This is a genomic window from Geodermatophilus poikilotrophus, assembly GCF_900111455.1.
GTDB lineage: Bacteria > Actinomycetota > Actinomycetes > Mycobacteriales > Geodermatophilaceae > Geodermatophilus > Geodermatophilus poikilotrophus.
On the sequence record NZ_FOIE01000001.1, the window covers coordinates 329706 to 355565 of the forward strand.

General features: G+C 73.1%; 26 protein-coding genes. 5 read left to right on the top strand and 21 right to left on the bottom strand.

Translation table 11 applies throughout. The features are described 5' to 3' along the window. Positions 1–54: 54 nt before the first annotated feature. From BMW27_RS24235 to BMW27_RS01505, 4 genes are all read right to left on the bottom strand, one after another. Positions 55–180: an integrase gene (locus BMW27_RS24235; RefSeq protein WP_139206802.1), complete on the bottom strand. Its 126-nt coding sequence runs from the start codon at positions 178–180 to the stop codon at positions 55–57. Next, positions 177–431 (bottom strand): hypothetical protein, encoded by a 255-nt coding sequence (locus tag BMW27_RS01495; protein ID WP_139206803.1) that lies wholly within the window; start codon positions 429–431, stop codon positions 177–179. Before BMW27_RS01495 ends, BMW27_RS24235 begins: the two co-directional genes overlap by 4 nt. A 187-nt stretch (positions 432–618) precedes the next feature. After that, positions 619–1152 (bottom strand): PaaI family thioesterase, encoded by a 534-nt coding sequence (locus BMW27_RS01500; RefSeq protein WP_091438032.1) that lies wholly within the window; start codon positions 1150–1152, stop codon positions 619–621. After that, on the bottom strand, positions 1149–2543 hold the full coding sequence (locus BMW27_RS01505; RefSeq protein WP_175486272.1) for an MFS transporter: 1395 nt from the start codon (positions 2541–2543) through the stop codon (positions 1149–1151). Before BMW27_RS01505 ends, BMW27_RS01500 begins: the two co-directional genes overlap by 4 nt. Before the next feature lie 170 nt (positions 2544–2713). Here BMW27_RS01505 and BMW27_RS01510 point away from each other — a divergent pair, with 170 nt between their 5' ends. Next, positions 2714–3157, top strand: a complete 444-nt coding sequence (locus BMW27_RS01510) for a winged helix-turn-helix transcriptional regulator (RefSeq protein WP_091438036.1) — start codon at positions 2714–2716, stop codon at positions 3155–3157. A gap of 175 nt (positions 3158–3332) precedes the next feature. Here the strand turns inward: BMW27_RS01510 and BMW27_RS01515 are convergent, their stop codons facing one another. Beyond that, complete coding sequence (locus BMW27_RS01515; RefSeq protein ID WP_091438039.1) at positions 3333–3635, bottom strand: site-specific integrase; 303 nt, start codon at positions 3633–3635, stop codon at positions 3333–3335. A gap of 168 nt (positions 3636–3803) precedes the next feature. On the opposite strand from BMW27_RS01515, the gene BMW27_RS01520 reads away from it, so the two are divergent. Both BMW27_RS01520 and BMW27_RS23145 read left to right on the top strand, forming a co-directional pair. Beyond that, the gene (locus BMW27_RS01520; protein ID WP_091438041.1) at positions 3804–5084 is read left to right on the top strand and encodes a hypothetical protein; all 1281 of its coding nucleotides are present in this window, start codon (positions 3804–3806) and stop codon (positions 5082–5084) included. Positions 5085–5313: 229 nt separating this feature from the next. Next, the gene (locus tag BMW27_RS23145) at positions 5314–5460 is read left to right on the top strand and encodes a hypothetical protein (RefSeq protein WP_175486274.1); all 147 of its coding nucleotides are present in this window, start codon (positions 5314–5316) and stop codon (positions 5458–5460) included. Between the two features lie 45 nt (positions 5461–5505). Here the strand turns inward: BMW27_RS23145 and BMW27_RS01525 are convergent, their stop codons facing one another. The 3 genes from BMW27_RS01525 to BMW27_RS01535 all read right to left on the bottom strand — a co-directional run bounded on the left by BMW27_RS01525 (position 5506) and on the right by BMW27_RS01535 (position 9217). Next, positions 5506–5931: a hypothetical protein gene (locus BMW27_RS01525; protein ID WP_091438044.1), complete on the bottom strand. Its 426-nt coding sequence runs from the start codon at positions 5929–5931 to the stop codon at positions 5506–5508. Positions 5932–6001: 70 nt separating this feature from the next. Continuing rightward, positions 6002–7513 carry an aldehyde dehydrogenase gene (locus BMW27_RS01530; protein ID WP_091438046.1) on the bottom strand — a complete coding sequence of 504 codons (1512 nt, stop codon included), beginning with the start codon at positions 7511–7513 and terminating at the stop codon, positions 6002–6004. 171 nt (positions 7514–7684) lie between these two features. Then, positions 7685–9217, bottom strand: a complete 1533-nt coding sequence (locus tag BMW27_RS01535) for an APC family permease (protein WP_091438048.1) — start codon at positions 9215–9217, stop codon at positions 7685–7687. 199 nt (positions 9218–9416) lie between these two features. Between BMW27_RS01535 and BMW27_RS01540 the strand changes: the two genes are divergently transcribed. Next, positions 9417–10334 (top strand): LysR substrate-binding domain-containing protein, encoded by a 918-nt coding sequence (locus BMW27_RS01540; protein ID WP_091438051.1) that lies wholly within the window; start codon positions 9417–9419, stop codon positions 10332–10334. A gap of 28 nt (positions 10335–10362) precedes the next feature. Here BMW27_RS01540 and BMW27_RS01545 read toward each other — a convergent pair whose 3' ends face one another. The 6 genes from BMW27_RS01545 to BMW27_RS01570 form a co-directional block, all read right to left on the bottom strand. Then, on the bottom strand, positions 10363–11826 hold the full coding sequence (locus BMW27_RS01545; RefSeq protein ID WP_091438053.1) for an aspartate ammonia-lyase: 1464 nt from the start codon (positions 11824–11826) through the stop codon (positions 10363–10365). Next, positions 11823–12953 (bottom strand): M20 family metallopeptidase, encoded by a 1131-nt coding sequence (locus BMW27_RS01550; protein WP_091439703.1) that lies wholly within the window; start codon positions 12951–12953, stop codon positions 11823–11825. Before BMW27_RS01550 ends, BMW27_RS01545 begins: the two co-directional genes overlap by 4 nt. A 14-nt stretch (positions 12954–12967) precedes the next feature. After that, positions 12968–13636: a DUF1028 domain-containing protein gene (locus tag BMW27_RS01555; RefSeq protein WP_091438056.1), complete on the bottom strand. Its 669-nt coding sequence runs from the start codon at positions 13634–13636 to the stop codon at positions 12968–12970. Beyond that, positions 13633–14073 (bottom strand): RidA family protein, encoded by a 441-nt coding sequence (locus BMW27_RS01560; protein WP_091438059.1) that lies wholly within the window; start codon positions 14071–14073, stop codon positions 13633–13635. The genes BMW27_RS01555 and BMW27_RS01560 overlap by 4 nt, the downstream gene beginning before the upstream one ends. Continuing rightward, positions 14070–15380 carry a flavin-containing monooxygenase gene (locus BMW27_RS01565; RefSeq protein WP_245743295.1) on the bottom strand — a complete coding sequence of 437 codons (1311 nt, stop codon included), beginning with the start codon at positions 15378–15380 and terminating at the stop codon, positions 14070–14072. The genes BMW27_RS01560 and BMW27_RS01565 overlap by 4 nt, the downstream gene beginning before the upstream one ends. Before the next feature lie 120 nt (positions 15381–15500). After that, the gene (locus BMW27_RS01570; protein ID WP_217638003.1) at positions 15501–16148 is read right to left on the bottom strand and encodes a TetR/AcrR family transcriptional regulator; all 648 of its coding nucleotides are present in this window, start codon (positions 16146–16148) and stop codon (positions 15501–15503) included. Positions 16149–16253: 105 nt separating this feature from the next. On the opposite strand from BMW27_RS01570, the gene BMW27_RS01575 reads away from it, so the two are divergent. Further along, a complete protein-coding gene (locus tag BMW27_RS01575) occupies positions 16254–18212 on the top strand; it encodes a primary-amine oxidase (RefSeq protein ID WP_217638004.1) in 1959 nt (652 codons plus the stop codon). A 566-nt stretch (positions 18213–18778) separates the two neighbouring features. Here BMW27_RS01575 and BMW27_RS01580 read toward each other — a convergent pair. The 7 genes from BMW27_RS01580 to BMW27_RS01610 form a co-directional block, all read right to left on the bottom strand. Beyond that, positions 18779–20836, bottom strand: coding sequence for a DEAD/DEAH box helicase (locus BMW27_RS01580; RefSeq protein ID WP_245743246.1), 2058 nt, complete (start codon positions 20834–20836; stop codon positions 18779–18781). A 691-nt stretch (positions 20837–21527) separates the two neighbouring features. After that, complete coding sequence (locus BMW27_RS01585; protein ID WP_091439707.1) at positions 21528–22436, bottom strand: NAD-dependent epimerase/dehydratase family protein; 909 nt, start codon at positions 22434–22436, stop codon at positions 21528–21530. Positions 22437–22874: 438 nt separating this feature from the next. Beyond that, a complete protein-coding gene (locus tag BMW27_RS01590) occupies positions 22875–23675 on the bottom strand; it encodes an alpha/beta fold hydrolase (protein ID WP_091438069.1) in 801 nt (266 codons plus the stop codon). 418 nt (positions 23676–24093) lie between these two features. Next, on the bottom strand, positions 24094–24627 hold the full coding sequence (locus BMW27_RS01595) for a DoxX family protein (protein ID WP_091438071.1): 534 nt from the start codon (positions 24625–24627) through the stop codon (positions 24094–24096). Positions 24628–24639: 12 nt separating this feature from the next. After that, positions 24640–25149, bottom strand: coding sequence for a hypothetical protein (locus tag BMW27_RS01600; protein WP_175486275.1), 510 nt, complete (start codon positions 25147–25149; stop codon positions 24640–24642). Further along, positions 25146–25559: a DUF3291 domain-containing protein gene (locus tag BMW27_RS01605; RefSeq protein ID WP_139206804.1), complete on the bottom strand. Its 414-nt coding sequence runs from the start codon at positions 25557–25559 to the stop codon at positions 25146–25148. Before BMW27_RS01605 ends, BMW27_RS01600 begins: the two co-directional genes overlap by 4 nt. A gap of 1 nt (position 25560) precedes the next feature. Continuing rightward, entirely contained in the window at positions 25561–25743 is a 183-nt protein-coding gene (locus BMW27_RS01610; RefSeq protein WP_091438080.1) for a hypothetical protein, read from the bottom strand. Positions 25744–25860: the final 117 nt, after the last annotated feature.

Here is a 25860-nt window from a genome sequence, read left to right on the forward strand (position 1 = left end):
CTGTAGAGGCCGCTGAGGCCCTCGTGACACCCGCGTGGTACTTCGCGCCTCCGATCAGCCCTCGAGCAGCGCGGCGAAGCGGTCGGCCGCCTCGCGACCCATGCCGCGGTGCACGTGCTGGTAGACGGTGAGGGTGATGGTGGCGCTGGCGTGACCGAGGCGCTTCGAGACGACCTTCACCGGCACGCCGTCGGCGAGCAGCAGGGTGGCGCGGGCGGTGCAGCCGGATCGCCGGGAGTCTCTCCCCCCAGCGCCGTGCGGGCCTGGGCGACCTGGCCGGCGAAGCGGCGGGAGAACCGCTCGGGGTGGCGGTGCGTGCCGCCGAGATTGCCCAGCACGAGCGCGGCGTCCCGCACGAGCTCGTGCATGAGGGAACCGCGAGTCGCGCGGTGGACCCGCAGGGCGGCGACCGTGTCGGCGTCGATGTCCACCACGCGTGCCTGGCCGGTCCGTCGGTCCCTCGAAGAGCTGCTGGCCGGCGCCCTTGGCCTTGACCACACCGAGGCTGCGCCGGACCTGCAGCCGGCCGGCGTCGAGGTCCACGTCCCGCCAGCGCAGGGCGAGCGCCTCGCCGCGGCCGGCTCCCGCCGACTCGCGCAGGTCAGCGACTGCCGCCGCTCAGCCATCCCCGAGTGGGAAGACCAGGCAGGTGCTGGACGCGGTGGCGACCAACCTGCCGTCCCCATCACGAACCCCGCCGTCGGCGAAGGCGGCTCGACGTCCTGGTTTGGTGACCCGGCCGGTCGCGGTCAGCTCGCCTCCACCATGCCGGACCGGGCGCAGATAACTGACCTTGATCTCCAGACTCGTGTAGCCCACGCCCGCCGGCAGCGTGCTGTGCACCGCACAACCGGCGACTGAGTCGAGGAGCGTGCAGACGAGGCCGCCGTGCACCACGCCGATGGGGTTGTACGCCGACTCGTCCGGCCGGCACCGGAACTCCACCGTCCCCTCGCCCACGGAGACCGCGGTCATGGCCACGAGCCCGCCGATGGGCGCTGGGGGAAGCCGGCCGTCGATCATCGCCTGCAGGTACTCGCGACCACTGAGGCGGTGCATCGCACGGGCGCCGATCATCGGGTCCCACCAGGTGACGGTCCTCGACCGGGGTTCGCCCCAGCCGTCGGGGGGTGAGCCTTCGTCCGGTCTCATGCCGTCTCCTGCGGTCGGGGGTGCGGAAGCGTCACGGCAACCGCGGCTGCCGGTCTGATGCGCCGGGTCAGGACGGCGACGCACACCACCCCGGCCGCGACGAGGAAGGCGATGGTCAGGGCGATGCCGTTCCGGAACGCGGTGAGCGGATCGGGGCCGGGGACCGCGAGTGCCGCGACGAGCGCAGCCACGCCCAGCACGGTGCCGACCTGCCGGGCCATGTTCAGGATCCCGCTGCCGGTGCCCAGGTTCGCCACGGGCAAGCCGGCGCTTCCGGCCCCCAGCAGCGAGGGGATGGCCAACCCCACCCCGGCCCCGCCGAGCAACTGCGCCGGCAGCAGGTGCGTCACATAGGCCGGCTCCACGTGGATGAGCACCAGCCACAGCCCCTGCGCGACGGCGCCGACCCCGCAGCCCAGGGCGGCGACCCGCCCGACCCCACCCAGCAAGGGGATCAACCGGGGCGCGACGAGCCGCGCGAACGGCAGCACCATCAGCGGCCCCGGGGCGATGGCCAGCCCCGCCTCCAGCGGCGTGAAGCGCCAGACCGTGGTGAGGAACTCGACGGTGTTGAGGAGGAAGGCGCCGAAGGCCGCGTAGTACAGCACCGACGCCGCTCCGGCCCCGGAGAACATCCGGGACCGGAACAGGCCCGGCTCCAGCACCGGCGCCGGATGACGGAACGAGCGCGCCACGACCGCTCCCGCGCACAGGGCCGCGGCCAGCAGCAGGCCCAGGACGCCGGCCGATGCCCAGCCCCGGTCCGCCGCCTCGACCAGCGCCCCGGCGACCAGGCCGACCGCCAGCGCGAGGAACACCGCGCCGAGCAGGTCGGGGCGACTCCCCCGCGCCTCGTCCCGGCTCTCGGGCACCAGGCGGAGGGCGAGCAGGATCGCCACGACCCCCACCGGCAGGTTCACCCAGAAGACCCAGCGCCAGCCGATCTCGACCAGACCACCACCGATCACCGGCCCCAGGGCCGCGCCCAGGGCGCCGAGCGCCGACCAGGACCCGAGCGCGCGGGCGCGCTGTTCCTGCGGGATGACGGCCAGCAGCAGCGACAGCGATGCGGGCACCATCACGCCGGCCCCGATCGCCTGCACCGTCCTGGCCGCCACCAGCCAGCCCACCCCCGGGGCCAGGCCGCAGAGCAACGACCCGCCGGTGAACACGGCCAGTCCCGCGACCAGGGCGCGCCGGCGCCCGACCCGATCGGCCCACCGTCCGGCGGGGACGAGCACCGCCGCGAACACGATCGTGTACGCGTTGAGGACCCACGACAGCGAGCCCAGATCTTCCCCCGCGTACTCCTGTCCGATCGAGGGGAACGCCAGGTTGACGATGAACAGGTCGAGGCTGGACATGAACACCGCGATGGCCAGTACAGCCACGACCGCCGCCGTCCCACGGTTCGGCTCGGGTTCGGTGCCGGCCGATGAGGGCGACCTCTTGCCAAGCGCCATGGGTGGCCCCCCAGGGGTCAGTCCGGATTCTGGACGCACGGTATCCCCGCTTGGGTGAGCCCGTCCAGATATCGGACTCAGCGCGTTAGGCTCGCGACATGGCGGCACCGGCCGAACCCCGCGTCTGCTCCGTTGCGCGCGCACTCGACGTGGTGGGAGAGAAGTGGGCACTGCTGGCCGTGCGCGAGGTCTTCCTGGGCAACCGCCGCTTCGACGAGATGATCCGGCGCACCGGAGCACCGCGAGACACGCTGACAGCCCGGCTCCGCACACTGGTCGACGCCGGCATCTTGCAGCGTCACCGGTACAGCGACCACCCGCAGCGCTTCGAGTACCACCTCACAACTGCCGGCCGGGACCTCTACCCGGTCATCCTGACCTTGCTGCGATGGGGCGATGAGCACCTCGCCGGCCTGGAGGGCCCCCCGCTGGTCCTCGAGCACAACTGCGGGCACCGCCTGATCCCGGAGGTCACCTGTCAGGCCTGCGGGGAGGTCGTCGATCCGGCAGAGACGGCCAGGCGGTCCCCCACCAGCACCTGACCCGCAGGCGCTCGCCGCTCTCGTCTTCCCCACCTGCGCCGCTCCACCGGCCGGTCCCCGGGCGGGGGGCACGGTGTCGGCTCACGTTCCGCGGCCGTAGTCGTGTGCGTGTGCGTGTGGCCCCTCGGACACAGTCTCACCCCGGTGTCCCTGCAGGTCAGGGGCCCGGGGTGTTTCATTGCAGGGCCTTTGAGGCCCTCGCGATACCCGCGTCGAGGTCGACGACCTGGGACCGGCCGGTCTTGGTCGGCCCCTCGACGAGGCGCTCGCCGGCGCCCTCGGCCTTCACCACGCCGACGCTGCGGCGAACCGAGAGGCGGCCGGCGTCCAGGTCGACGTCCCGCCAGCGCAGGGCCAGCGCCTGACCGCGGCGCATCCCGGTGACCGCCGGCAGCCGCCAGCCCATGGCGAGGTCCGGATCCTGGACGTCGGCCCAGCCGAGGAACCGGCCGAGCTCCGGCGCGGTCCAGGCCTGCACCTCCGGCGGGCGGGCCTCCGACGAGCTCGGGGTTCCTGGTGGTCCGCCGCGGCGCGGTGACGCCGCTGTGACGGCCCGGTGATGTAGCGCCCGGGACCCTGGCCGGGCCGAACCCGCCCTGCTCGACCTCCGGTCGCCGGGTCGGCCTCCGCCAGAAGGGACCACGCCGTGACCGTCCCCCTCCGCTTCCGCCAGGTCAACGACTACGCGTGGGCCCACCGTTTCCTGTCCGGCTTCCCCAACTTCCACGAGGCGAACTACGGCCTGGGCGTCGTGCGCGGCACCTTCCTGCTCGGCGGCGACGTGGCGGAGTGGCGCGACATCCGGGCGGCCGACCTGGGCAACCCGCCTCCGGACGACGTCGGCGCCCGGTTCCGCGCCACCAACGACTGGGCAGCACGCAACGGCTACGTCAGCGGGTTCCCGAACTTCCACCAGGCCGACTACGGAGCGGGCACGGTCTACGGGAGCATCCTCATCCGCCGGGGCGGCGCCGAGTGGCGCGACGTGCCGGCCGCCCAGCTGGGTAACCCGCCGGCCGGGGACGTCCCGGCGCGCTTCCGTGCCACCAACGACTGGGCGGTGCGCAACGGCTTCGCCGCGGGCTTCCCGAACTTCCACCAGGCGAACTACGGGGCGGGCACCGTCTACGGCACCATCCTCTTCCGGCCGGGGAGCGTCCAGTGGCGTGACGTCTTCGCCTACATCACCGACATCTACAGCCGCTTCCGCTTCGACCCGGCCATAACGGCGGCGCAGCGGCAGCGGTTGTTCGAGCGGCACAGCTTCGCGCTGACCCGGCACGCGAGCTGCGGGAACCTCACGCCGTCGGAGCGGGCCAACCTCCTGTCGGCCTACGGGCGCGAGATCTGGCACGGCATCAACACCGACCCCAGCGCCAACGCGTCGGCGCAGGTCGGCGGCTCCAAGATCTGGGTGAACTTCACCAACCTGTTCCCGCAGAACGACAACGAGGTCGCCCAGACCCTGATCCACGAGATGATGCACTGCGCCGGGTACTCGCACCCGGTCCGGCGGGACCCGCCGAACCCCACCCCCGACGTCCCCGGCGACAACGGGCCGTACTACGGCACCCCGCCGCTGCGGTCCGAGTTCTGCATCGCCGGGTTCCAGAGCGACCGCACGCTCGCGCTGGGCCAGGACACCATCAGCGCAGCCCGGCCGCGCGCCTGCACCCCCGACGGCGACGTCTTCACGGTCGCCAGTGAGGTGAGCCCGTCCATCCAGCACTTCTCGGACCGGCCCGAGGACGAGGGACCGGCAGAGGGCTATGCGACCGAGGCTGCCGCCGAGGGTGCCGGGGACGGTCACCCGGCCGAGATGCCGTCGCCTCAGGCCGCCTCCGCCGCACCCGGGAACGGCGAACCCCTCTGGGCCCGCGTGCGGGAGCTCGAGCGCCAACTCGAGCAGCTGACCGAACCGGGCTGATCCCGGCGCCCGTCCCGGACGGCGCGGAGGACCTCCCGGATCCACACGGCGGGGACCTCCGCGTCGTCGGCGCCGCGAGCGCTGCCACCAGCGTTCTCCCAGCGACGTCCCGGCAAGCAGCAGCTCGAACAAGCCCCCACAACTCATCACCCGTCAGCCGGGGCGGCGGAGTGATGGGACGGGCAGCGCCCGCGCAGCCCGACGTCCCCGCTCGTGCGCAGGACGTGCGGTGAACCTCGACGACCTCGGGACCAGTCGCTCCGCCGTTGTGACCGTCTCGGAGGCGGCTCCGGTCTTCGGTGTCGACCTGCGTACGGTGACCCGCGCCATCGAAGCGGCGAGCTGCAGGCTGTCCGTCTCGGTCGACGAGTGCTGATCCCCCGACTGCCCCTGCTGGCTGCACTGGGGGTCGAGCCGGCGGTCACACCTGGACGCTGCTCCCTGTGCCGAGGTCGCGGCGCGGCCGAGCGACAGAGCTCCGCAGCTGCAGCGCCGCCACCACTGACAGCCCCAGCTGGCCCACCACCACCGCCACACCGAACCAGCCGAGCGCGCCGGCGGCCGCTGACGCGTGGTGGTGTCCGGACGCGCCGGCGAGCACCGGAGCGTGCAGGATCAGCATCGTCACGTCGAGAGCCGCCGTCGTCCCCCAGGTCGTGGCGGAGGGTGACCGCCACAGGTGCCAGGCGCAGGGCAGGCAGGCACCCGCCATGGCGACCATGGCCAGCGAGCCGAGCGCGGCCGCGTCGAGCAGCGCGAGGTGGATCGCCGCCGACACCACCGCCAGCGCAGCGGCGACGCGGCCGGCTCCCAGCAGCCGTTGCGGCGGGACGGAGGCCGCTGTCACGGGCGAGGGCAGAGGTCGCCCGACGGGTCCGTCGACGACAGGGTCACCACTCCCCCATCGGGCTCCCGGGTCACCGGTGGTTCACCCAGGTGGTCTTGAGGGCCGTGTAGTTCTGCAGCGCGTGCAGGGACAGGTCCCGGCCGTTGCCCGACTGGCCGAAGCCGCCGAAGGGAGTGGTGACGTCGAGCGCGTCGACCGTGTTGACCGACACCGTGCCGGCCCGCAGGCGCCGGGCCGTGCGGTGGGCGCGCCGCAGGCTGTCCGTCCAGACCGAGGCGGCCAAGCCGTAGACCGAGTCGTTCGCCAGCGCCACCGCCTCGTCCTCGGTCTCGAACGGGAACACGGCGAGCACCGGTCCGAAGACCTCCTCACGCGCCAGCCGGCTGTCCGGCGCCACCTCGTCGAAGACGGCCGGGGCCAGGTAGGCGCCCGTCGGTGCGCCCGCGACCAGCCCGCCGTCCAGGACGGCGCGACCCTCCCGCCGGCCCAGCTCCACGTACTCCTGCACCCGGGCCGCGTGCTCCTCGCTGACCAGCGGGCCGAGCCGCGTCGCGGGGTCCAGCGGGTCACCGGGGCGCAGCGCAGCGGCCCGGTCGACGACCCGGGCGAGCAGGTCGTCCTTTACCGACCGGTGCACCAGGAGCCGCGAGTTGGCCGAGCACACCTGACCCTGGTTGTTGAAGATGCCCGCGACGACGCCGTCGGCCACCGCGTCGAGGTCCGCCGCGTCCGGGAAGACGACGTTGGCGCTCTTGCCGCCGCACTCGAGCCAGACCTGTTTCATGTTCGACTCGCCGGCGTAGCGCTGGAACAGCTTGCCCACGGCGGTCGACCCGGTGAACGCCAGGACGTCGACGTCGGGGTGCCGGCCCAGTGCCTGACCGGCGACCGGGCCGGTGCCGGGTACGACGTTCAGGACGCCGTCGGGCAGGCCGGCCTCCGCGGCGAGTTCGGCCAGGCGCAGCGCGGACAGCGGCGACTCCTCGGCCGGCTTGAGGACGACGGAGTTGCCCGCGGCGAGGGCGGGCGCGAGCTTCCAGACCGCGGTCTCCAGCGGATAGTTCCACGGCACGACGGCACCGATGACGCCCAGCGGCTCGCGCGAGACCAGGGCGAGGTCGTCGGGTCCGGTGGGGGCGATCTCGCCGTAGACCTTGTCGACCCCCTCGGCGTACCACTGCAGGATCGCGGCGGAGCCGGGGACGTCGATCGCGGTGGTGTCCGCGATCAGCTTGCCGGCGTCCAGGCTGTCGAGCAGGGCCAGCTCTTCGGCGCGCTCGCGCACCAGGTCGGCCAGCCGCAGCAGGACCGCCTTGCGATCCGCAGGTGCGCGCTCGGACCAGCGCCCGTCGGCGAACGCTCGCCGAGCGGCTGCCACCGCCCGGTCGACGTCCTCCGCGGCACCAGCAGCCACCTTCGCCAGGACCTCGCCGGTCGCCGGGTTGACGGTGGCGAAGCGGTCCCCGAGGGCACTCGGGACGAACGCCCCGTCCACGAACGCGTCGCACCGTGGCTGGACGGTGCGCGCCGCCGCGCGCCAGTGGGCTGCACCGCGGTGCGTCTGCTGCGCTGATCCGGACATCGCTCTCGCCTCTCGTGGGTGGTTCGCCGGTCGGGAGCACCGTGCGGGGCTCGGTGGGATCGACCGGCTCGGGACATCGGGCCGCGCTTCGCCCCGGGTGAGGCGGTGCGACATCAGCGCGCGTGCAGGGGAGGGCCCGCCCGATGGCCGGACGGGCCCTCCGCGGGCGGCTCAGTGCTGGGGGACCTCGACGCGGTCGTCGGGGACGGCCGACCGGTCCGGCACGGTCCGGCGCAGCCGTGCGCCACCCACGTAGCCGGCCACCCCGAGGGCGATCACGACCGCCAGGGTGCCGAGGGTGAACAGCTCGAAGTTGAGCCGGGACACGCCCCAGATCTCCTCGAACGGGTAGTCGATCCCGAGCAGCGGCTCGATGGTGCCGGGGAAGACGGCCACCCAGGACCCGAAGGTCACGAAGGCCATCACCAGCGCGGCGAGGCCGACGAAGACCCCTCGGTGGCCCGGCACCCGGTAGGGCCGGTGCACGTCCGGGCGCGCGAGCCGCAGCCGGATGGCGGCCGGCACGATGATCACGTAGCTGATCAGCAGCGTCGAGATGGCGACGGTCAGCACCACGGCGAAGACGGACGCCGCCGGACCCTCGACCAGCGTCATCGCGGCGAGCAGGAAGACGGTGGACACCACGCCGGAGAGCACGTTCATCCGCACCGGCGTGCCCAGCCGCTCGCTGAAGACGCCGAGGTAGCCACCGAAGAAGGCGCCGTCGGCCGCGGCGACGGCCTGCATCCGGTCGGTCGCGATCATCCAGGCGCTGCCCTGCGTGAGCAGGGCGAACACGAAGCCCAGGGCCGTGAGGGTGACCAGCGGCCCGGCGGCGGCACCCCAGACGCCGTAGGCGGTCTCGATCGTCGACATGACGCCGGCCTCGGCCATCTCGTCGGCGGGCGTCACCAGGACGATGGTGAGCACCGGGACGATGTAGGCCAGCAGGGTGATGACCGTGCCCCGGGCGATCGCGGCGGGGGTGTCGCGCTGGGCGTCGTGCATCTCGTCGGAGGCCGCGCTCGGAGCCTCGAAACCGACGTAGGCGAACAGCGCGATCGGCACGATCGCGAGGAAGCCGGCCGCGGTCGGCGCGAACGACAGGCCGCCGCCACCCCCGCCCTCCTGGACGGCGTAGACCACCGCCGTCAGGCACATGCTGAGCAGCACGAGGAGCTTCGCCAGCGCACCGGCGTTGATGACCCGCTTGCCCCGCTTGAGGCTCACGATCGCGAGCAGGATGGCGAGCCAGACGAAGACCAGCTTGAACAGGTAGTCGCCGACACCCCCTTCTCCCGTCGGCACGACGTACTCCGACCAGGCCTCGGCGGCGATGAAGGCCAGCGACCCGCCCAGCCAGATCGGATTGGTGATCCAGTAGAGGACGACGGCCACCGCACCCCACGCGCGCCCGAAGGCGAGCTTGACCCAGTGGTAGGGGCCACCCTCGGCCGGGAAGGCCGCCGAGGTCTCGGAGAAGACCAGGGCGTAGGGCACGAGGAACGCGAGGGCGAGGAAGGTGGCCCACACGACGCCCTCTCCTCCGCCGGAGGCCATCAGCCCGATGGTGTCGATGCTGATGACGGCCGCGACGATGAAGAGCACGATGTCGGCGCGGCCGAGGGTGCGGCGCAGCCGGGTCTTCTGGAGGGCCGCGAGCGCGGTCTGGTCGCGCTCGCTGCCGGTTGCGAACTGGGACATCTGCTGCCTCCCGTGAAGACGGCGGTTCGGGACGCCGCGCCCCGCCGGTCAGAGGGGCGACGCCGGCATGAGCCGTCGGCGCGCGCAGGACGCTACTGACCTGTGAGTCATCTCAAAAGCAGCAGATGTAGATGTAGCGCATCTCTTTGTGAGATGTTGTGCACGTCGCCGCGCTCGCGGTGTCGCGAGAGGAGGCCCGGTGAGCCGACGGCCCGACGTGACCCTCACCCAGCTGCGGTACTTCGTGCAGGCCGCGACGCACGGGGGCATGACCCACGCGGCGAACGAGCTCCGGGTCGCCCAGTCGGCGGTGTCGGCCGCGGTCGCCCAGCTCGAGCGACAGGTGGGCACGCAGCTGTTCATCCGCCAGCGCGCCCGGGGCCTGGTGCTGACCGCGGCGGGCGAGGAGCTGCTGAGCGATGCCCGGGCGGTCCTGGCCCACGTGGACGAGGTGCTGGACTCCGCGCGCGGACGCGGGGAGGACCTGCGTGGCACGATCCGCGTGGCGTGCTTCGTCACCTTGGCGCCGTTCGTCGTCCCGGAGCTGCTGGCCGACCTCGCCGAGCACCACCCCGGCATCGAGGTGGAGATCCTCGAGACCGAGGCGGAGTCGCTGGGGACCGCTCTGCGGACCGGCGCGGTGGAGCTCGCCCTCAGCTACGACCTCGGGCTCGGACCGGAGATCGAGCGTCAGGTGGTGGCCGAGGTCGAGCCCTATGTGATCCTGCCGCCGGAGCACCGGCTCGCCGGCCGCCGCCGGGTGCACCTCGAGCAGCTCGCGCAGGAGCCGATGGTGCTGCTCGACCTCCCGCACAGCAGGGACTACTTCCAGCGCATCCTGTCCTCGGCCGGGGTGACCCCCACGGTCCGGTACCGGTCGGCGAGCTACGAGACGGTGCGCGGGCTGGTCGCCCGCGGGCACGGGTACTCGATCCTCAACCAGCGACCCGTCGCCGACGTCACCTACGGCGGCGGCACGGTGGTCCCGTGCGCCATCGCCGACGAGCTGCCACCGCTGTCCACGGTCATCGCACGGCTGTCCACCGTGCGCCCGACAGCGCGTGCCCGCGCCGTCGCCACCCGCGCGCGTGCAGTGCTCCAGCGGGCCACCCGGTAGGCCCCTGGCCCGAGCACGGGTGGAGGCGTCAGCTCCCGGCCGCGTCGTCCTCCCCGGAGACCGTGCGGACCCCGGCGAGCCGCCGCGGGTCCAGCAGCTCGTCGAGCAGCGCGCGGTCCAGCGCCCCGGTGCGCAGCACGAGGGACCGGACGTCGCCCTCCCCGGCCAGGGCCGCCTTGGCGAGAGCGCTGGCCGCGGCGTAGCCGAGGTGCGGGATGAGGGCGGTCGCCACGCCGACGCTGCGCGCGCTCAGCGCGGCGAGGTGCTCCTCGTCCACCTCGATGTCCCGCACGCACAGCCGCGTCAGGGTGTCGAAGGCGCGGGTCATCCAGTCGATGCTCTGCAGCAGGCCGTGGCCCATGATCGGCTCGAACGCGTTGAGCTGCAGCTGGCCCGCCTCGGCGGCCATCGTGATCGTGACGTCGTTGCCGACGACCCAGAAGGCCACCTGGTTGACCATCTCGGGGATGACCGGGTTGACCTTCCCCGGCATGATGCTCGACCCCGCCTGCCGTGCTGGGAGCCGGAGCTCGCCGAACCCGGCCTGCGGGCCGGAGGCGAGCAGCCGGAGGTCGTTGCAGATCTTGGACACCTTCACAGCCGTCCGCTTGAGCACGCCGGACAGCTGCACGAAGACGCCGGTGTCCGCGGTCGCCTCGACGAGGTCGCCGGCGGTCTGCAACGGCAACCCGGTGACCTGACGCAGGTGGCGGAGGACGACCGAGGCGTACCGGGGGTCCGCGGTGATCCCCGTACCGATCGCCGTGGCCCCGAGGTTGATCTCGCACAGCAGACCGCAGGAGTCCAGGATCCGCGCCTGCTCCTCGGCGAGGGTGGCGCCCCACGCCGAGAACTCCTGCCCGACGGTCATCGGGACGGCGTCCTGCAGCTGGGTGCGGCCGACCTTGGGCACCGACCGGAACCGGTCGCCCTTCGCGGCGAACCCGGCGGAGAGCTCGTGCACGGCGCGGGCCAGGCCGGGGAGCGCGCGCAGGAGCGCGATCTTGACCGCGGTCGGGTAGACGTCGTTGGTGCTCTGACCGGCGTTGACGTGGTCGTTCGGGTGGAGCTCGGCGTGGTCCCCCGGTGCGAGGCCGAGGATCTGCAGCGCCCGGTTGGCGATGACCTCGTTGGCGTTCATGTTCGTCGAGGTGCCGGCGCCACCCTGCACGACGTCCACGACGAAGTGGTCGTCGAGCGATCCGTCCACCACCTCCCGCGCCGCCGCTTCGATCGCGGCGGAGCGGCGCTCGTCGAGCAGTCCCAGCTCGGCGTTCGCCCGCGCCGCGGCGAGCTTCACCGCGCCCAGGGCGCCGACGAGCTCCCGGTGCCGGCGGATCGGCGTGCCGCTGATCGGGAAGTTCTCCAACGCCCGAGCGGTGTGCACGCCGTACAGCGCGGCAGCGGGCAGCGCCCGCTCCCCCAGGAAGTCCCGCTCGAGCCGGGTGCCGGCCGGGTGCGCCCCGCTCGCTCCAGGAGTCTCGTCCGTCATGGTGTCGATCCCTCCGCGGCGACGTCGAGCGCGGTCCACGCCAGTGCGGTCGCGGCGTCGATGAGGGCACGCTCGGCATCCCCGCCGACGCAGCGGGCGGCGAACTCCGGTTGGTGGTTGAGCGCGGGGAGCGAGCCGATGCCGACGTAGGGGTGGATGGCCGGCACCACCTGGGACACGTTGCCCATGTCGGTGGAGGCGCGATTCATCCGCCGCGCCGGCGAGTCCTGGTCGAAGCTGCGCCCCAGCGCCTCGGCGTTCCGGGTGTAGGCGCGCAGTGCCTGCTCGTCGGTGCGGAACTCGGCGTACGGCTTGCTCTCCGGGGTCACGTCGAGCGTGCAGCCGGTCGCCACGGCGCCCGCCTCGAAGCACCGCCAGACCTTGGCCTCGGTCTCGGCGAGCTGCGCGAGGCTCTCCGCGCGGACGTACCACCGGCCCTCGGTGCGGGCGGGGATGGCGTTGGGCGCCTCGCCTCCGTTGGTCATCACCCCGTGGACGCGCACCGAGGAGGGCAGCTGCTGGCGCAGCAGCCCGACCGCCACCTGGGCGATCGTGAAGGCATCGGCTGCGTTCACGCCCTGCTCGGGGTAGGCGGCGGCATGGGCGCCCCTGCCCGTGTAGGCGATGTGGGAGTGAGAGACGGCGAAGGGCTCTGCCTCGGCCACGTCGACGGGCGCCGGGTGGGCCATCATGGCGAGGTCGAGCCCGGCGAACGCGCCACGCTCCAGGAGCTCGATCTTCCCTCCGCCGCCCTCCTCCGCCGGCGTGCCGTAGACCTCGATGGTCAGTCCTGCGTCGTCGGCGAGCGGCGCGAGCGCACGTGCGGCACCGACGGTGATCGCCGCTATGAGGTTGTGCCCGCAGGCGTGCCCCAAGCCGGGGAGGGCGTCGTACTCCGCGCACAGGCCGAGCCGGAAGGGTCCGCTGCCACGGGTCGCGAGGAAAGCCGTCTCGAGTCCGAGGTAGGCCGGGGTGACGGTGAACCCGGCCTCGTCGAGCGACTCGGCCACCCAGCCGGCGGAGCGGTGCTCCTCCCAGGCCGTCTCCGGGTGCGCGTGCAGTTGCTCGGACAGCCGGATCAGCCGCCGCGCGTCCGAGCCGACCTGCTCCGCGGCCCTGTCGCTCATCCCCTGCGCCACCGCTACTCGTTCCCGGGGACGCCGTAGGACGGCGCGGCGGTCGGGTCGAGACCCCGGGTCACGTAGTCGTCGCGCTGCGGGAGCCACAGGTCGAGCAGGCCGCGGAGCTGCTCGACGGGCTCCTCGCTCCAGTCGACCCGCAGGTCGGTCTCGCGCCAGGCGACCTCCCGCACCACGGCGAGGCCTGCGGAGTGCAGCGGCCCGGCCTCTCCCCCGGCTCGGAGGCCGGCCGCGAGCGCGGCGACGAGGCGCACCTCCAGGTCACCCGGGGCGGCCTCGAAGGCCTCGACCACCGCGTCGACGACCTCGGTACCGGCGAGCATGTTGCCGGCGGCGACGACGCCGGAGCCGATGCGGTGGTGGTGCACCCCGAGGGCCTCGGCGCCGGTGAACGCCGCTCCTCCCCCGTCCAGACGGAGCGCCGTGAGCTGCCGGTACTCGGTCAGGTCGTGCGCCTCCACCACCCGGTCCAGCGCCTCGGGTGCGCTCAGGCCGGTGCTCAGTGCGTCGAGGACCTCCCTGCCGAGCCGGGGATCGGTGACGTTCTGCGACGCGGCTCCACCCACCCCGGCGCGCAGGTGGATGCAGCGTGCCGCCACGGCGGGACTCGACGAGGTGACGGCCATGCCGACGGCACCCCTGCCGTCGGTGCCCAGGACGGAGAAGGTCACCGTGCGCCGTCCGGGATGACGGCGATCGCATCCACCTCGACCAGCCACTCGGGGCGGGCGAGCGCGGAGACCACGAGCCCGGTGGAGACGGGGTGCACGCCCCGGGTCCACCGTCCGATCGTGCGGTAGACGCTCTCGCGGTACCGCGGGTCGACCAGGTAGATCGTCAGCTTGACCAGGTGCTCCATCCGGGCGCCGGCCTCGCGGAGGAGCATGTCGATGTTCGCCATGGCGCGCTCCGTCTGGGCCTCGACGTCCCCGACGCCGACCGACTCGCTGGTGGCGAGGTCCTGACCGATCTGACCGCGGACGTAGACCGTGTTCCCGGCGACGACGGCCTGGCAGAGGTCGTTGTCCAGCGCCTGCTCGGGATAGGTGTCACGGGTGTTGAAGGGGCGGATGCGGGTGTGGCCACCCGCCACGATGGGCGCGTTCATCGGCCTGCTCCGAGGATCTCGAAGGCGGCGTCCCCGGCCGGCACCCCGGACGAGCCGTCCCGGGTGTGAGCCGCGTGGGCGAGGTAGCCGCGCTGGGTCTGGATGTGGTCGGCCAGGTACTTCGCGTCGTGCCACACGCCCCAGATGAAGCTGGAGCCACGCCGCGAGAGCCACGGCAGCCCGAGGAAGTAGATGCCCGGCTCGGTCGAGACACCACGCCGGTGCTGCGGTCGGCCGCGCTCGTCGAGCGCGCCCACCTGCAGCCAGCCGTAGTCCGCGGCGTACCCGGTCGCCCAGATGATGGACGTCACCCCGGCCGCGGCGAGGTCGAGCTCGAGGAGCGGATCGGTGACGCACGCCGGGTCGGGGCCGAGGACGTGCGCCGAGCGCTCCTCGGGCAGGTCCAGACCGTTGCGCTCGACGTAGGCGTCGGCCTCGTCGAGCAGCGCCAGGTAGCTGGCATCGCCCGCGGCGATGTGCGCACCGAGGTCGGGCCGGAACCTCAGCACCCCCGCGTCGAACGAGGCCGTCATGCCGACGAGGTGGATGCCACCGGCAGCCAGTGCCCGGAAGTCGACGGTCCGGCCACCGCGCGCACCGCTGACCGCAATGGTGACGTGCTCCGCGCCCTGGGCCGGCGTGTCGGCGTCCCACTTGCCGAGGACACCGAGCCACCAGCAGAAGTCGCGGCCCCGGTAGCTGCGGGGTGGCCGCTCGTGCGGTCCGACGGAGAGGAAGACGCGCCGGCCCGACCGGTTGAGCTCGTCGGCGATCTGCACCCCGGACGACCCGGCCCCGACGACCAGGACGCCACCCTCGGGCAGCTGCTCCGGGTTGCGGTAGGAGTTCGAGTGCAGCTGCAGCGGCACGGCGCCCTCCGGCACGATCGGAGGGACGACGGGCCGCTGGAACGGCCCCGTGGCCGCGACGACGAAATGGGCCTCGAGCGCGCCGTCCGACGTCTCGACGCGGAAACCGGGCCGACCGACGTTCCTGGTCACCGACGTCACCTCGACGCCGCACCGGATGGGCGCGCCGAACTTCTCCGCATAGGTGACGAAGTAGTCCGCGACCTGCTCCTTCGGCGCGAAGGCATCGGCGTCGACGTCGGCGAACTCCATGCCCGGGAAGCGGTCGTGCCAGGCCGGCCCGTTGGCCACCAGGGAGTCCCACCGCCCGGAGCGCCACTTCTCCGCGACACGGCCCTTCTCCAGGACCACGTGGGGCACCCCGGCTGCGGTCAGGTGCTCGCTCATGGCCACGCCGGCCTGTCCGCCGCCGACCACGACGACCTCGCACTCTTCCATCGACACGACACCCCTCCACATCGCGCCACGGCACGGACGTGCGCGTGGCTGCTGCCGAGGGCCACTCTCGGGTCGCGGCGGACTCCTGTCCAACAGATGTTGTTGTTCCGCAGGATCGCATTATCCGATGCTGCACCCCGGGTCGAGGAGCACCGTCCCCGTCATCGTGCCGAGACAGCTGAGCAGCAGCGTGGCCGCGCGCCGGCGGTCGATCGAGCGGTTGCGGGCGACGATGTGGAGTCCGTAGGCGTCCTCCAGGACGACCGCGGTCGCCGCCACGTCCTCCGCAGGTGCGGACAGGACGAACTCTCCCTCCTGCTCGCCGCGGCGGAGGACGGACGCGTAGAGCGCCACCTCGCGGTCGAAGAGGTCGGTCATCAGCCCGGCGTGCGTCTCGTCCCGAGCGGCGTGCAGGTGCAGTTCGTACAGGCAGTGGCAGATCTCGTCGTCCGCTCCGACGGGGAGCCCGCCGGCGACCAGGGCACGGAGGCGGGCGGCGCCGTCGGCCAGGCCCTCGATGGTGCGCAACCGGCCCCAGTAGAAGCGGTCGACCGAGTCCTGGTGGACGTCCACGAGCAGCCGGTCGAGCTCTGGGAAGTAGTAGGAGACCAGGCCGGCCGAGATCCCTGCCTGCGCGGCGACGTCCTTGACCCGGAGGCCACGAACTCCTCGCGCCACGATCGCCCGGCGCGCGGCGGCGATGATGTTGCGCCGCCGAGCCGTCTGCTCCCTGGGGCGGGCCACATCAGCCGCCGAGATGAGGGGCATCGGGAATCGGCATGGCACTCCTGCTAGGAGGGGGCTGGCATCCGGCGGGGATTCTTTGCAGAGTGTCGCAAAGAACTCGCTCGCCCGGCGCACCGAGGAGCAACCGTGCAGACAGCAGCAGCCGCCCACCCGCTCGACCGGCTCTCCGCGGCCGAGATCGAGCACAACCGCAAGCTGCTGGAGCAGGCGGGGCTGGTCGGCAGCACGACCCGGTTCCCCCTCGTCCTCCTCGACGAGCCGGCCAAGGCGACGGTTCTCTCGTGGTCTCCCGGTGACCCGGTCGAGCGGCGGGTCCGCACCACCCTGCTCGACCGGTCCTCCGGCGAGGTGACCGAGGCCGTCACCTCCCTGACCGACGGCGCCGTGGTCGGCCGCAGGACCGTGGACGTCCGTACCGAGGGCCAACCGCCGATCATGGCGGAGGAGTTCGCACTCGTCGAGGAGATCCTCTGGGCCGACGAGGGCTGGTGCGCCGCGATGGCGGCCCGTGGGCTGGACGACCCCCGCAGGATCCGGGTCTCGGCACTGAGCGCCGGCGCCTTCGACATCGCCGGCGAGGAGGGACGCCGCCTCGTGCGCTGCCTGTCCTTCCTCCAGCTCGACGACTCGGACAACATCTGGGCGCACCCCATCGACGGCGTGGTGGCCTACGTCGACCTGATCACCGCCGAGGTCGTCGAGCTCATCGATGACGGTGTCTTCCCGTTGAACCGCGAGCGCGCCGACTTCCAGCCGAGTCCGGTCACGCAGCGGGAGAGCCAGCGGCCCATCGAGATCACCCAGCCGGACGGTCCGAGCTTCACGGTCGACGGGGACGTCGTCACGTGGGAGAAGTGGCGGTTCCGCATCGGGTTCGACCAGGTGGAGGGACTGACGCTGCACCAGATCGGGTTCGAGGACGGGGAGCGCCTGCGACCGGTGATCTACCGCGCGTCCGTCGCGGAGATGGTCGTGCCCTACGGCGACCCGTCCCCCGTCCGGTTCTGGCAGAACTACTTCGACGCCGGTGAGTACTCGCTCGGCAAGGAGGCGAACTCCCTCACGCTGGGCTGCGACTGCCTGGGCGAGATCCGGTACTTCGCCGCAGTGATCGCCGACGACGACGGACGACCCCGCTCCCTCGCCAACGCGATCTGCATGCACGAGGAGGACCACGGCGTCCTCTGGAAGCACACCGACAGCTACAACGGCACGAGTTCGGTGCGCCGGCAGCGCCGGCTGGTCATCTCCTTCTTCATCACCGTGGGCAACTACGACTACGGCTTCTACTGGTACCTCTACCTCGACGGAACCATCGAGCTGGAGTGCAAGGCGACCGGCGTCGTCTTCGCCTCTGCCTACCCCGGCCCGCGGCCCGACGGCTCGGAGTACCCGTGGGCCTCGGAGATCGCCCCCGGCGTGGGAGCCCCGTACCACCAGCACCTGTTCTCCGCCCGGCTGGACATGATGGTCGACGGTCCCCTCAACGCCGTCGACGAGGTGGAGGCCCGCCGGGTGCCGGTGGGACCGGACAACCCCTACGGCAACGGCTTCACCCGGTCGGTCACGCGGCTGCGGCGCGAGTCGGAGGCCGCGCGGCTGGCCGACGGCTCGGTCGGGCGCGCCTGGCACGTGGTCAACGGCGGAGCGACCAACCAGCTCGGTCAGCCGACCGCCTACGCCCTCCTCCCCGAAGGCCAGCCGACCCTCCTCGCCGACCCGAGCTCGTCCATCGCCCGGCGGGCCGCCTTCACGACCCGGCACCTCTGGGTCACGGCGTACGACGAGGCCGAGCGGTATCCCTCCGGCCAGTACGTCAACCAGAACCCCGGCAACACCGGTATCGACACCTGGGTGCGCGCCGACCGGGACATCGACGGTGCCGACGTGGTCCTGTGGCACACCTTCGGGCTCACGCACTTCCCGCGGCCGGAGGACTGGCCGATCATGCCCGTCGACCACGCCGGTTTCGTCCTCAAGCCGGTCGGCTTCTTCGACCGGAACCCCGCTCTGGACGCGCCTGAGCCGGCATCCCGCCACTGCAGCTCCGGCGAGGTGGGTGACGGCCGTCCGGCCTGCCACTGACACCTCGACGGACGTGGCCCATCGCGACCGCGCCCTACCGACAGGCATCGTCGACCCACCGCTCGGGCACCCGTCAGGGGCCTCCAGGCTGCGGGCCGGACCTGCCTGCGCGGACCCGGTGCGATGAGTGGCCGGCACGCACCGGCAGCGACAGCGGCCGCTGCGCGGGCGGCTGGTGGCCCTCGAGTCAGGGCTCGAAGCCAACTCCGGGTCACCGCGGCAGAGGCAGCCGGGTGCGTGTGCAGCGAGTCGCCCCTCGGACACAGCCCCGCCCCACGGTCCTCGAGATCAGGACGCCGGGGCGTACCCGTGTCCGGGCCTCTCAGGTCCTCGTGATGCCGGCGGTTCGCCACCTGGTCGACGAGGTGCGAGCCGCCGACGGGACCGCCAGGACGATCGTCATGCGCGGCTGACCACCGCGCTCCCCCTCCCGGGACCCAGCGGTGAGCGGCTTCCACGGCGCGGTGCCCACGTCCCCCTCGGGCACCCGGACCGGAGCCCTCGCGGGTCGGGCGACCGTGGGGGCTCCGGCGCTGCTCGACCCGTCCCTGCTCGGTGCCCGTCGGTCAGGCCGCGCCCGACTGCGGCACGGCCGACAGCGCCTCGGTCAACAGCGTGACCAGCGCCTCGAGCTGCACGTCGGCCGACGACGAGACCTCCTCATCCGACCCGTCGAGCGCACGGGCGGCGAGCCCCGCCTTGCTGTCGATCAGCTCCGCGATCCGGGCGTCGATGGTCTGCGCAGCGATGATGCGCCACGCGGTGACGGGCTCGGTCTGACCGATGCGATGGCTGCGGTCGATGGCCTGGGTCTGCTCCGCATCGGTCCAGGACAGCTCGGCGAGCACGATGTTCGAGGCGACCTGCAGGTTCAGGCCCACGCCGGCTGCGGTCAACGAGCAGACCGCGACGGCGACATCCGGGTCGTTGACGAAGGCGTCGATGTTCCTCTGCCGCGACGCGGGCGACTGGTCCCCACGGATCGACGAGAACCGGACCCCCTGCCGGGCGAAGGTGTCCTCGGCCGCATCCATCACGTCGACGTGCTTGGCGAAGAAGACGACCTTGCCGGCGCTGCGGGCCAGCTGGGCCGCGTAGTCCGCGGCGAGGCCGGCCTTCGCCTGGCCGATGCGCCGCATCATGCTGAACACGTTCCCGCCGGCCTGCGCGGTGGTCGCGTCCTTGAGCTCCCACCGGGCCACCCGACGCACGAGGTCGTGGTCGATGCCCCCGACGACGGCAGCGGCCGAGCGGTTCGCGAGCGCGGTCTCGTACCGCGCCACCATCCGGCGGGCGAGCTCCCGCTCGGCCGCGCGGATCGACCGGCCGGCCGGCCCGTCCAGCTCGACGGGGAGATCGGCGATGCGGCGGGCGGGGATGTCCGCGGCCACGTCGACCTTGCGCCGGCGGACGATCCCGAGGTCGATCACGCGCCGGCGGGCGACGGCGTAGAAGCCGGGGTCGGCGGGCGTCAGGCCGGTGTCCTCGAGCGCGTCCATCAGCTCGCCGAGCGGCTTGGCGTCGTCGATCCAACCGAGGAACTGCCAGATGGCGCGGAAGTCCTCGATGTCGTTGATCAGCGGGGTGCCGGTGAGGGCCATCAGCAGAGGCCGCGGGGTGCGGGACCGGATGCGGTTCGAGAGCTCCAGCACGTGCTGCGAGCGCTGGGATGTCTTGTTCTTGATGAAGTGGGCCTCGTCGAGGACCATCCCGCGGAAGCCCAGGTCGCCGAGCCAACCCACGTGGCGGTCGAGCACCTCGTAGTTGACGACGATGATGTCGGCGAAGCCGTCGATCGTGTCACCGTCGCCCTGGACCACGGTTGCCGCGCGGTGGGGGGTCCAGCGGCCGGCCTCCCGGGCCCAGTTGGTCTTGACGACGTTCGGCACGACCACGAGCAGCGGGTAGGCGTTCACCGCGTCCGCGGCGACCAGTGCCTGGGCCGTCTTGCCCAGACCCGGCTCGTCAGCGAGGAGGAAGCTCCGGTGACCGGCCGCGGCCGCGGCAACGAGCTGGGCCTGGTGCGGCATCAGCGCCAGACCCTCCACCGCGCCCCGCGACGACGGCGCGGGGAGGGGCATGCACGCCGAGTCCCCGCCACCGGCGCGCTCGAAGGAGCTGAGGAGCGGGCCGATCAGCTCCCAGCCGGCCAGGCGGCGCGGACGGGCGGTCCGCTCCCGAGCAGCGGAGAAGTCGGGTGCGAGGAAGGGGTTGGCCATCTGTCGGGAGATCACCGACTGCGGCACGACGCGGCGCTCAGGAGTCGCGGGCGCAGCCGGGGTCTCGGTCGGCGGGACCTCCTCGGGCGCCGGCTCGACGCCGACGGTCCGCAGCATGTCTCGCTTGAGCGCCTGGGCCGCATCGGAGGCGATGGCGTCCTCGGCGAGCAGCGCCAGCAACCCAGCGTCTTGCACAGCGGTCGTCGCGAGGATGGTCGCGATGCCGTCCAGGCGCTTGAGCTGCTCGGCCCGATGACTGTCGCTGCCGGACGGCTCAGCCTGGACGCGGGCGCGCTCCTCGCGCAGCAGCAGGGCGACGGCCTGGAACTGCGTGCGTACGGCCGGCGTGACACGGCCGCGCTGGGTGGCCGCCTCGACCTCACGGACGGCTCGAGCGAGCACCACGACGATGTCGCCACGATGGCGGACCCGTCGCTGGTCCCGCGCCGCGCTCCGGCGAGCACCCGCCTTGCGCTGGCCTGGTCGTGCCACAGACTCCTCCTCTGGAATGCCGGCCTCGGTGACCGCGGCAGCATGCCGCACAGTCCCGCGGACGGGGCGCACCGCGCCCCGGGGCGGGGCCTGGTCCGCCGACGCCCAGCCGACCTGCGGATCTCCGGCGATCGACGCCGCGGGCTCCAACGGCTCTCAGGGGGACCCGGAGCCGCCGGGGTTGGGCTGGTGACCACGGACCGAGGGAATCGACGCCGGACGACCGGCTGTTGTCTCGTCGTCGGTAGCTCGCTCGTGTCAACGCGTGCGAGGGCGTCAGATTCCCGGCCGGTCATCCGCTGGACCGAAGACGGCCGGAACCGGTGAGGGCAGCGACGGAGAGGGCGCTCGAGGAGGGGCGAGCAGATCGGCCGCGCAGCGACCCCGCAGCCGTGTGCGCATGCAGCGAGTCGCCCCCCGGACGCCGAGTTGCCCCCCACGGCTTCTGCGCCGGTGCGAGGTCACTCCTCCTGTGCTGGCACGTCCGCTCGATGTCTGGAGGGCCACATCGGCCAGCCGGCCCGGAGTCTCGGGCACCTCGAACCACCCCGTGTCTGGTCGAGGCACTGGCTGCGGCGGTCCTCGTCGGGCGACCCGGTCGCTGTCACGAACGCGTCGTCAGGCCCTGCCGCAGCTCGTCCATGGCTCGCGCGAGGCTCACCCGCGGCACCCAGCCCCACCGGCGCGCGCGGTCGGTGAGCAGCTGCCCGGTCCAGACCGGCTCGTCGGTCCACTCGGGCACGACGCCCAGCGCGTCGGTCACCGTGCCGAGGTAGTCCCGCCAGGTCGCAGCCTCGCCCGCGACGATGACCGGGGTCGTGCCACCGGCCACGGGGCCTCGCTCCGGGTCGTCGGCGGTCGCGACGGCGCCCGTGGCGACGTCCGCGATCAAGGCCGCCAGGTCGTCGACGTGCACCCAGGCCCAGGTCTTGGCCGGGTTCGCCCGGCGCTCACCGTTCCGGATTCCCTGCGGTCGCAGGGTGTTCCAGACCGACGTGTCGCCGGCGCCCGTGATCGCCGGCGGTCGGACCAGCACGGTCGTGAGCCCGCCCACCTGCGCCAGCGCGGCGTCGGTGGCGTTCTTGGTGTCGGGGTAGTCGCCGCTCTCCTCGGGCAGGAGGGCACCGTCCTCGGCCACGTCCCCGACACCGGCCGAGCGGTCGTAGACCCCGGCCGTGGACACGTGCACGAACCGGGCGACGCCGGCGTCCCGGGCAGCCCGAGTGAGGACCGGCGTGCCCTCGACCCCCACCCGGTGCTGCTCGTCTCGGGACGAGCCCATCGGGTGGACCGTCGTGACGACCGCGTCGGCGCCCTGGGTCACCGCGCGGGCGAGGCCCTCGTCGGCGAAGTCGCCGACGTGCTCGGTGACTCCGTCGAGCGCAGGCGCGCTGCCGACGCGGCGGACGACGGCGCGCACCCGCGCCGACCGCTCGACGAGCGCCCGGCATACCGCGGCGCCCACCAACCCGTTCGCACCGGTCACCACGACCACGGGGGAGGACTCGGCCATGCGGTCCACACTGCCAGCGACCGCACGACGACGCCCGCTGCGCGGCACGTCGCGGAGCGGGGGTGCCCCGTGGCCCGACGGCCGGCCTCCCGACAGGCCGGAGCCGCGTGCGTACGTGGCGAGTCCCCCTCGGGCACTCCTCCGCCTCGGTGTCCCTGCAGGTCAGTGGCCCGGGGCGTCCGCATGAAGAGGTCCTCGGCGACCCCGCACCTGGCGCCGGCGCAGCGGGCAGGCGTCCTCCGGGACCGTGCTGCGGCGCCACCGGCACCGGTCCGTCACCGCTCCCCGTGCCGACCGGGCGGCTCCTCGAGGTCGGCGGAGCGTCCCGCACCGGTCGGCGGAACGCCGGCCGGTGCGGGAGCCGGGAGTGGAGCGCGGTCTCCCCGGACCGTACGGCGGTCGTCCGTCATCGGAGCCGGGCACGGCTGGTCGGACCGGTCAGCGGTTCCGATCCAGCCAGTCGAGGAGCACCTTCGACACGTGCTCGGGCTGGTCGGTCATCAGCACGTGGTTCGCGTTCGGGATCACCACGAGCTCGGCGCCGGGGATCCGGCCGGCGATGATGCGGCCGTTCTCCGGCGGGACGAGCGCATCCAGCTCCCCGTGTACGACCAGCGTCGGCGCGCTGATGGCCTCCATGCGGTCGTAGCCGTCCCATCGCGACGTCCCGACCACCTGCGCCAGGTAACCCTCGTTCGAGGCGGCGAGCGGGAACCGCACCGCCCAGTCCTCCTCGATGCGCTCGCGAGGTGTCCCGGGCGCGTAGTTGTAGGGGATGGAGGCCTCGGCCGCCTCCTGCGGCGTCATCTGGCCGCGCTGCATCAGCATCGCCATCGCCTGGGGGTTCGTGACGGCGTGCGCGATGCCCGGGTGGGTGGCGATCAGGCACAGCGAGCGGACCCGTCCCGGAGCGGTGAGCCCGATCTCCTGGGCGATCAGGCCGCCCATCGAGATGCCGACGACGTGGGCGGTGTCCACCTCCGCGGCGTCCAACACGGCCAGGGAGTCCGCCGCCATGGTCTCGACCGTGTACGGCTCCCCAGGGACGTCACCGGTGCGGCCGGCACCCCGGTTGTCGATCCGGATGACCCGGTAGCTCTCGGCCAGAGCGGGCACCAGCCGGAACCACATCGCGGCCGGGTAGGCGAGCCCCATCAGCAGCAGGACGGCGGGAGCGTCCTCCGGCCCGTCGGACTCCCACGAGATGCGGGCCGTGTCAGGACGCTCGATGACCGGCACGGGTCGCTCCCCTCGTCATGAGGTCTCGCTGCCTGGATCGGAGTCGTGGTTCCTCACGTGCACCGCACCTCGAACGGTCAGGTCCGAGCCCCGAAACGGCACCCGCTCTCGGGGACCGGGACCATTCTGTAGCAGGACCTCGGCGCCGTGTGCAGCCGCGTGCGCATGTGGCGTGTCGCCCCTCGGACACCCGTACCGGGATGGCTGCCCTGCACACCGGGGACTCCCCCATCCCGGCCGGCCCGCGTCGGTCGGGCCCGTCCGGTCGAGCGTCGCGGCACTGCCCAGCTCCGCCCCGTGGCCGCGCCCTGCTACCGGCGCGGAGACGCTCGCACGGAACTGCGGCCGTGGGCCGCCCAGGCAGCTCACGGCCGCACCCCTGCAGCGCGAGTGCAGTGGCGCCGGCGTCGCCGGACCGCTACCCCTGCGTCCGGGAGAGTCCCGGCGCGTCCTCGTCGGCTCGAGGACCCCTGCCGACGAGCCCGGCGGCGGCCGCGCGCACCTGCCGGAGGTCCCACTGGGTGCACCACAACGCCCAGGCGACGAACAGGACCTGGAACGGCAGGCGGAGCCAGGGGTACCAGCCGCCGGGCTGCCCGTCGACCTCGATGCCGGCCACGGCGACGTACACGTTCGCCGGGAAGACCGCTACGAGGTAGACGGCGAGCGCGAGGCCGGCGCGGCGCCGCCACGGCTGCCGGAGGAGGAGAGCGACGCCGAGGCCGATCTCGACCACACCGGTCGCCAGCACGAGGGCCTGTGCGCCGGGCACCCACGGCGGGAGGTGCTGGACGAACGGTGCGGGCATCAGCCAGTGCGCCACCCCGGCGACGATCATCGCGGTGGCCATGCCGATGCGCGCCGCACGACGCGCGGAGCGCCGACCGGACGAGGGCCACAGGACCAGTGCAGCCACCACGGTGGCGAGCGCGAGGACGACGAGGAAGATCACGGGAATCACTCCTCACGGTGAGGTCGGTGCGGACGGACGGGGATGTGGTCCACGCGGGGCCGGCGGCGACAGGGCGTCGTGGGACGGCGACCCGCTGGGGGCCGACCGCGGCGTCTCGCTGCGGAGCAGCCCGACGCCGAGGGTCAGCAGTCCGGACACGAGGACGACCGCCCCGGCGTACGCCAGGTGGACCACCGGACCGGGCTCGCGAGCCTGCGGCACGAGGACGGACAGGAAGAACGCCACGGGCAGCAGGACAGCCGCGGCGGGGAAGGCCAGGCGCACGAACCAGCGGGCACGCTCGGACAGCCTGGCCTCGTCGACGTAGCGGAGCGCGACCAGGGACAGGAGCAGCAACACACCCGCGTGTGCGTGACCGGCGCGCCACAGGTCCTGCCGGAGCGGGTTGTCGCGGTAGCCCGGGTCACCGATCAGCAGGCTGAGCACGCTCACCCCACCGAGGACGACCGTGGGGAGGACGATGAGGACGACGCCGGCGACCCGGCGGGACTGCGGGCTCATGCCGCACCTCCCGCGGAGGAGGCGGCGGGACCCACCAGCCGCTCCGTGGCCTCGTTCCAGCTGACCGGGAGTGCGGATCCGAGCACGGTCCAGGCGGTGAACCGGGTCGGACCCATGTGTGGGCGCAGGTCCCCCATCACGCCGAGATGCGGCATCTGGCGGACGAATGCGTCCAGCGCGCGGCGGTCGGTCCACGCCGACAAGGTCCAGAACCGCTTCCGGGCCGGCTGCGCGAGCAGGCTGTAGCCGACCAACCCGCCGGTGCGCTCCAGTTGCCTGACCACCGACGAGGTCAGGCCCAGGAACCGGGGGATCGTCCGGTAGGACCGCAGCGGCAGGAAGGTGGCCATGGCCAGGTACTCCTGGCCCGGGGAGACGGGCGCCTTGGCGCGCCAAGGAGAAGCCGGCACGTCACACCTCCACCTGCCCGTGGGGCACGTCCGTCCCGGCCCGGTGGTGGCCGTGTGCCGCGTTCGGGCAGCCGCCGTACCTGCGCGCGAGCGTCTGCAGCCGGGCGGCGTCCCGTGGGCGCGCCGTCGCTGCGCGACCTCCCGAGCGGCTGTTCCGCAGGTTCGGCGCCGAGAAGCGGTTCATCGGGGTCTCCTCTCCTCGCGGGATGACGCGACCGACGCTAGGAGGGCAGGGACCGGCTCGTACCGGTGAAATCACCGGTCCGTTCTGACGGTGCAGCCCGCCTCCTGCCGCAGGCCG

Bases quoted from the DNA above. Each gene is read 5' to 3' on its own strand.
- BMW27_RS01500 (WP_091438032.1), bottom strand. From the start codon at position 1,152: ATGAGACCGGACGAAGGCTCACCCCCCGACGGCTGGGGCGAACCCCGG.
- BMW27_RS01510 (WP_091438036.1), top strand. From the start codon at position 2,714: ATGGCGGCACCGGCCGAACCCCGCGTCTGCTCCGTTGCGCGCGCACTC.
- BMW27_RS01530 (WP_091438046.1), bottom strand. From the start codon at position 7,513: ATGTCCGGATCAGCGCAGCAGACGCACCGCGGTGCAGCCCACTGGCGC.
- BMW27_RS01535 (WP_091438048.1), bottom strand. From the start codon at position 9,217: ATGTCCCAGTTCGCAACCGGCAGCGAGCGCGACCAGACCGCGCTCGCG.
- BMW27_RS01545 (WP_091438053.1), bottom strand. From the start codon at position 11,826: ATGACGGACGAGACTCCTGGAGCGAGCGGGGCGCACCCGGCCGGCACC.
- BMW27_RS01550 (WP_091439703.1), bottom strand. From the start codon at position 12,953: ATGAGCGACAGGGCCGCGGAGCAGGTCGGCTCGGACGCGCGGCGGCTG.
- BMW27_RS01560 (WP_091438059.1), bottom strand. From the start codon at position 14,073: ATGAACGCGCCCATCGTGGCGGGTGGCCACACCCGCATCCGCCCCTTC.
- BMW27_RS01565 (WP_245743295.1), bottom strand. From the start codon at position 15,380: ATGGAAGAGTGCGAGGTCGTCGTGGTCGGCGGCGGACAGGCCGGCGTG.
- BMW27_RS01570 (WP_217638003.1), bottom strand. From the start codon at position 16,148: ATGCCCCTCATCTCGGCGGCTGATGTGGCCCGCCCCAGGGAGCAGACG.
- BMW27_RS01585 (WP_091439707.1), bottom strand. From the start codon at position 22,436: ATGGCCGAGTCCTCCCCCGTGGTCGTGGTGACCGGTGCGAACGGGTTG.
- BMW27_RS01600 (WP_175486275.1), bottom strand. From the start codon at position 25,149: ATGAGCCCGCAGTCCCGCCGGGTCGCCGGCGTCGTCCTCATCGTCCTC.
- BMW27_RS01610 (WP_091438080.1), bottom strand. From the start codon at position 25,743: ATGAACCGCTTCTCGGCGCCGAACCTGCGGAACAGCCGCTCGGGAGGT.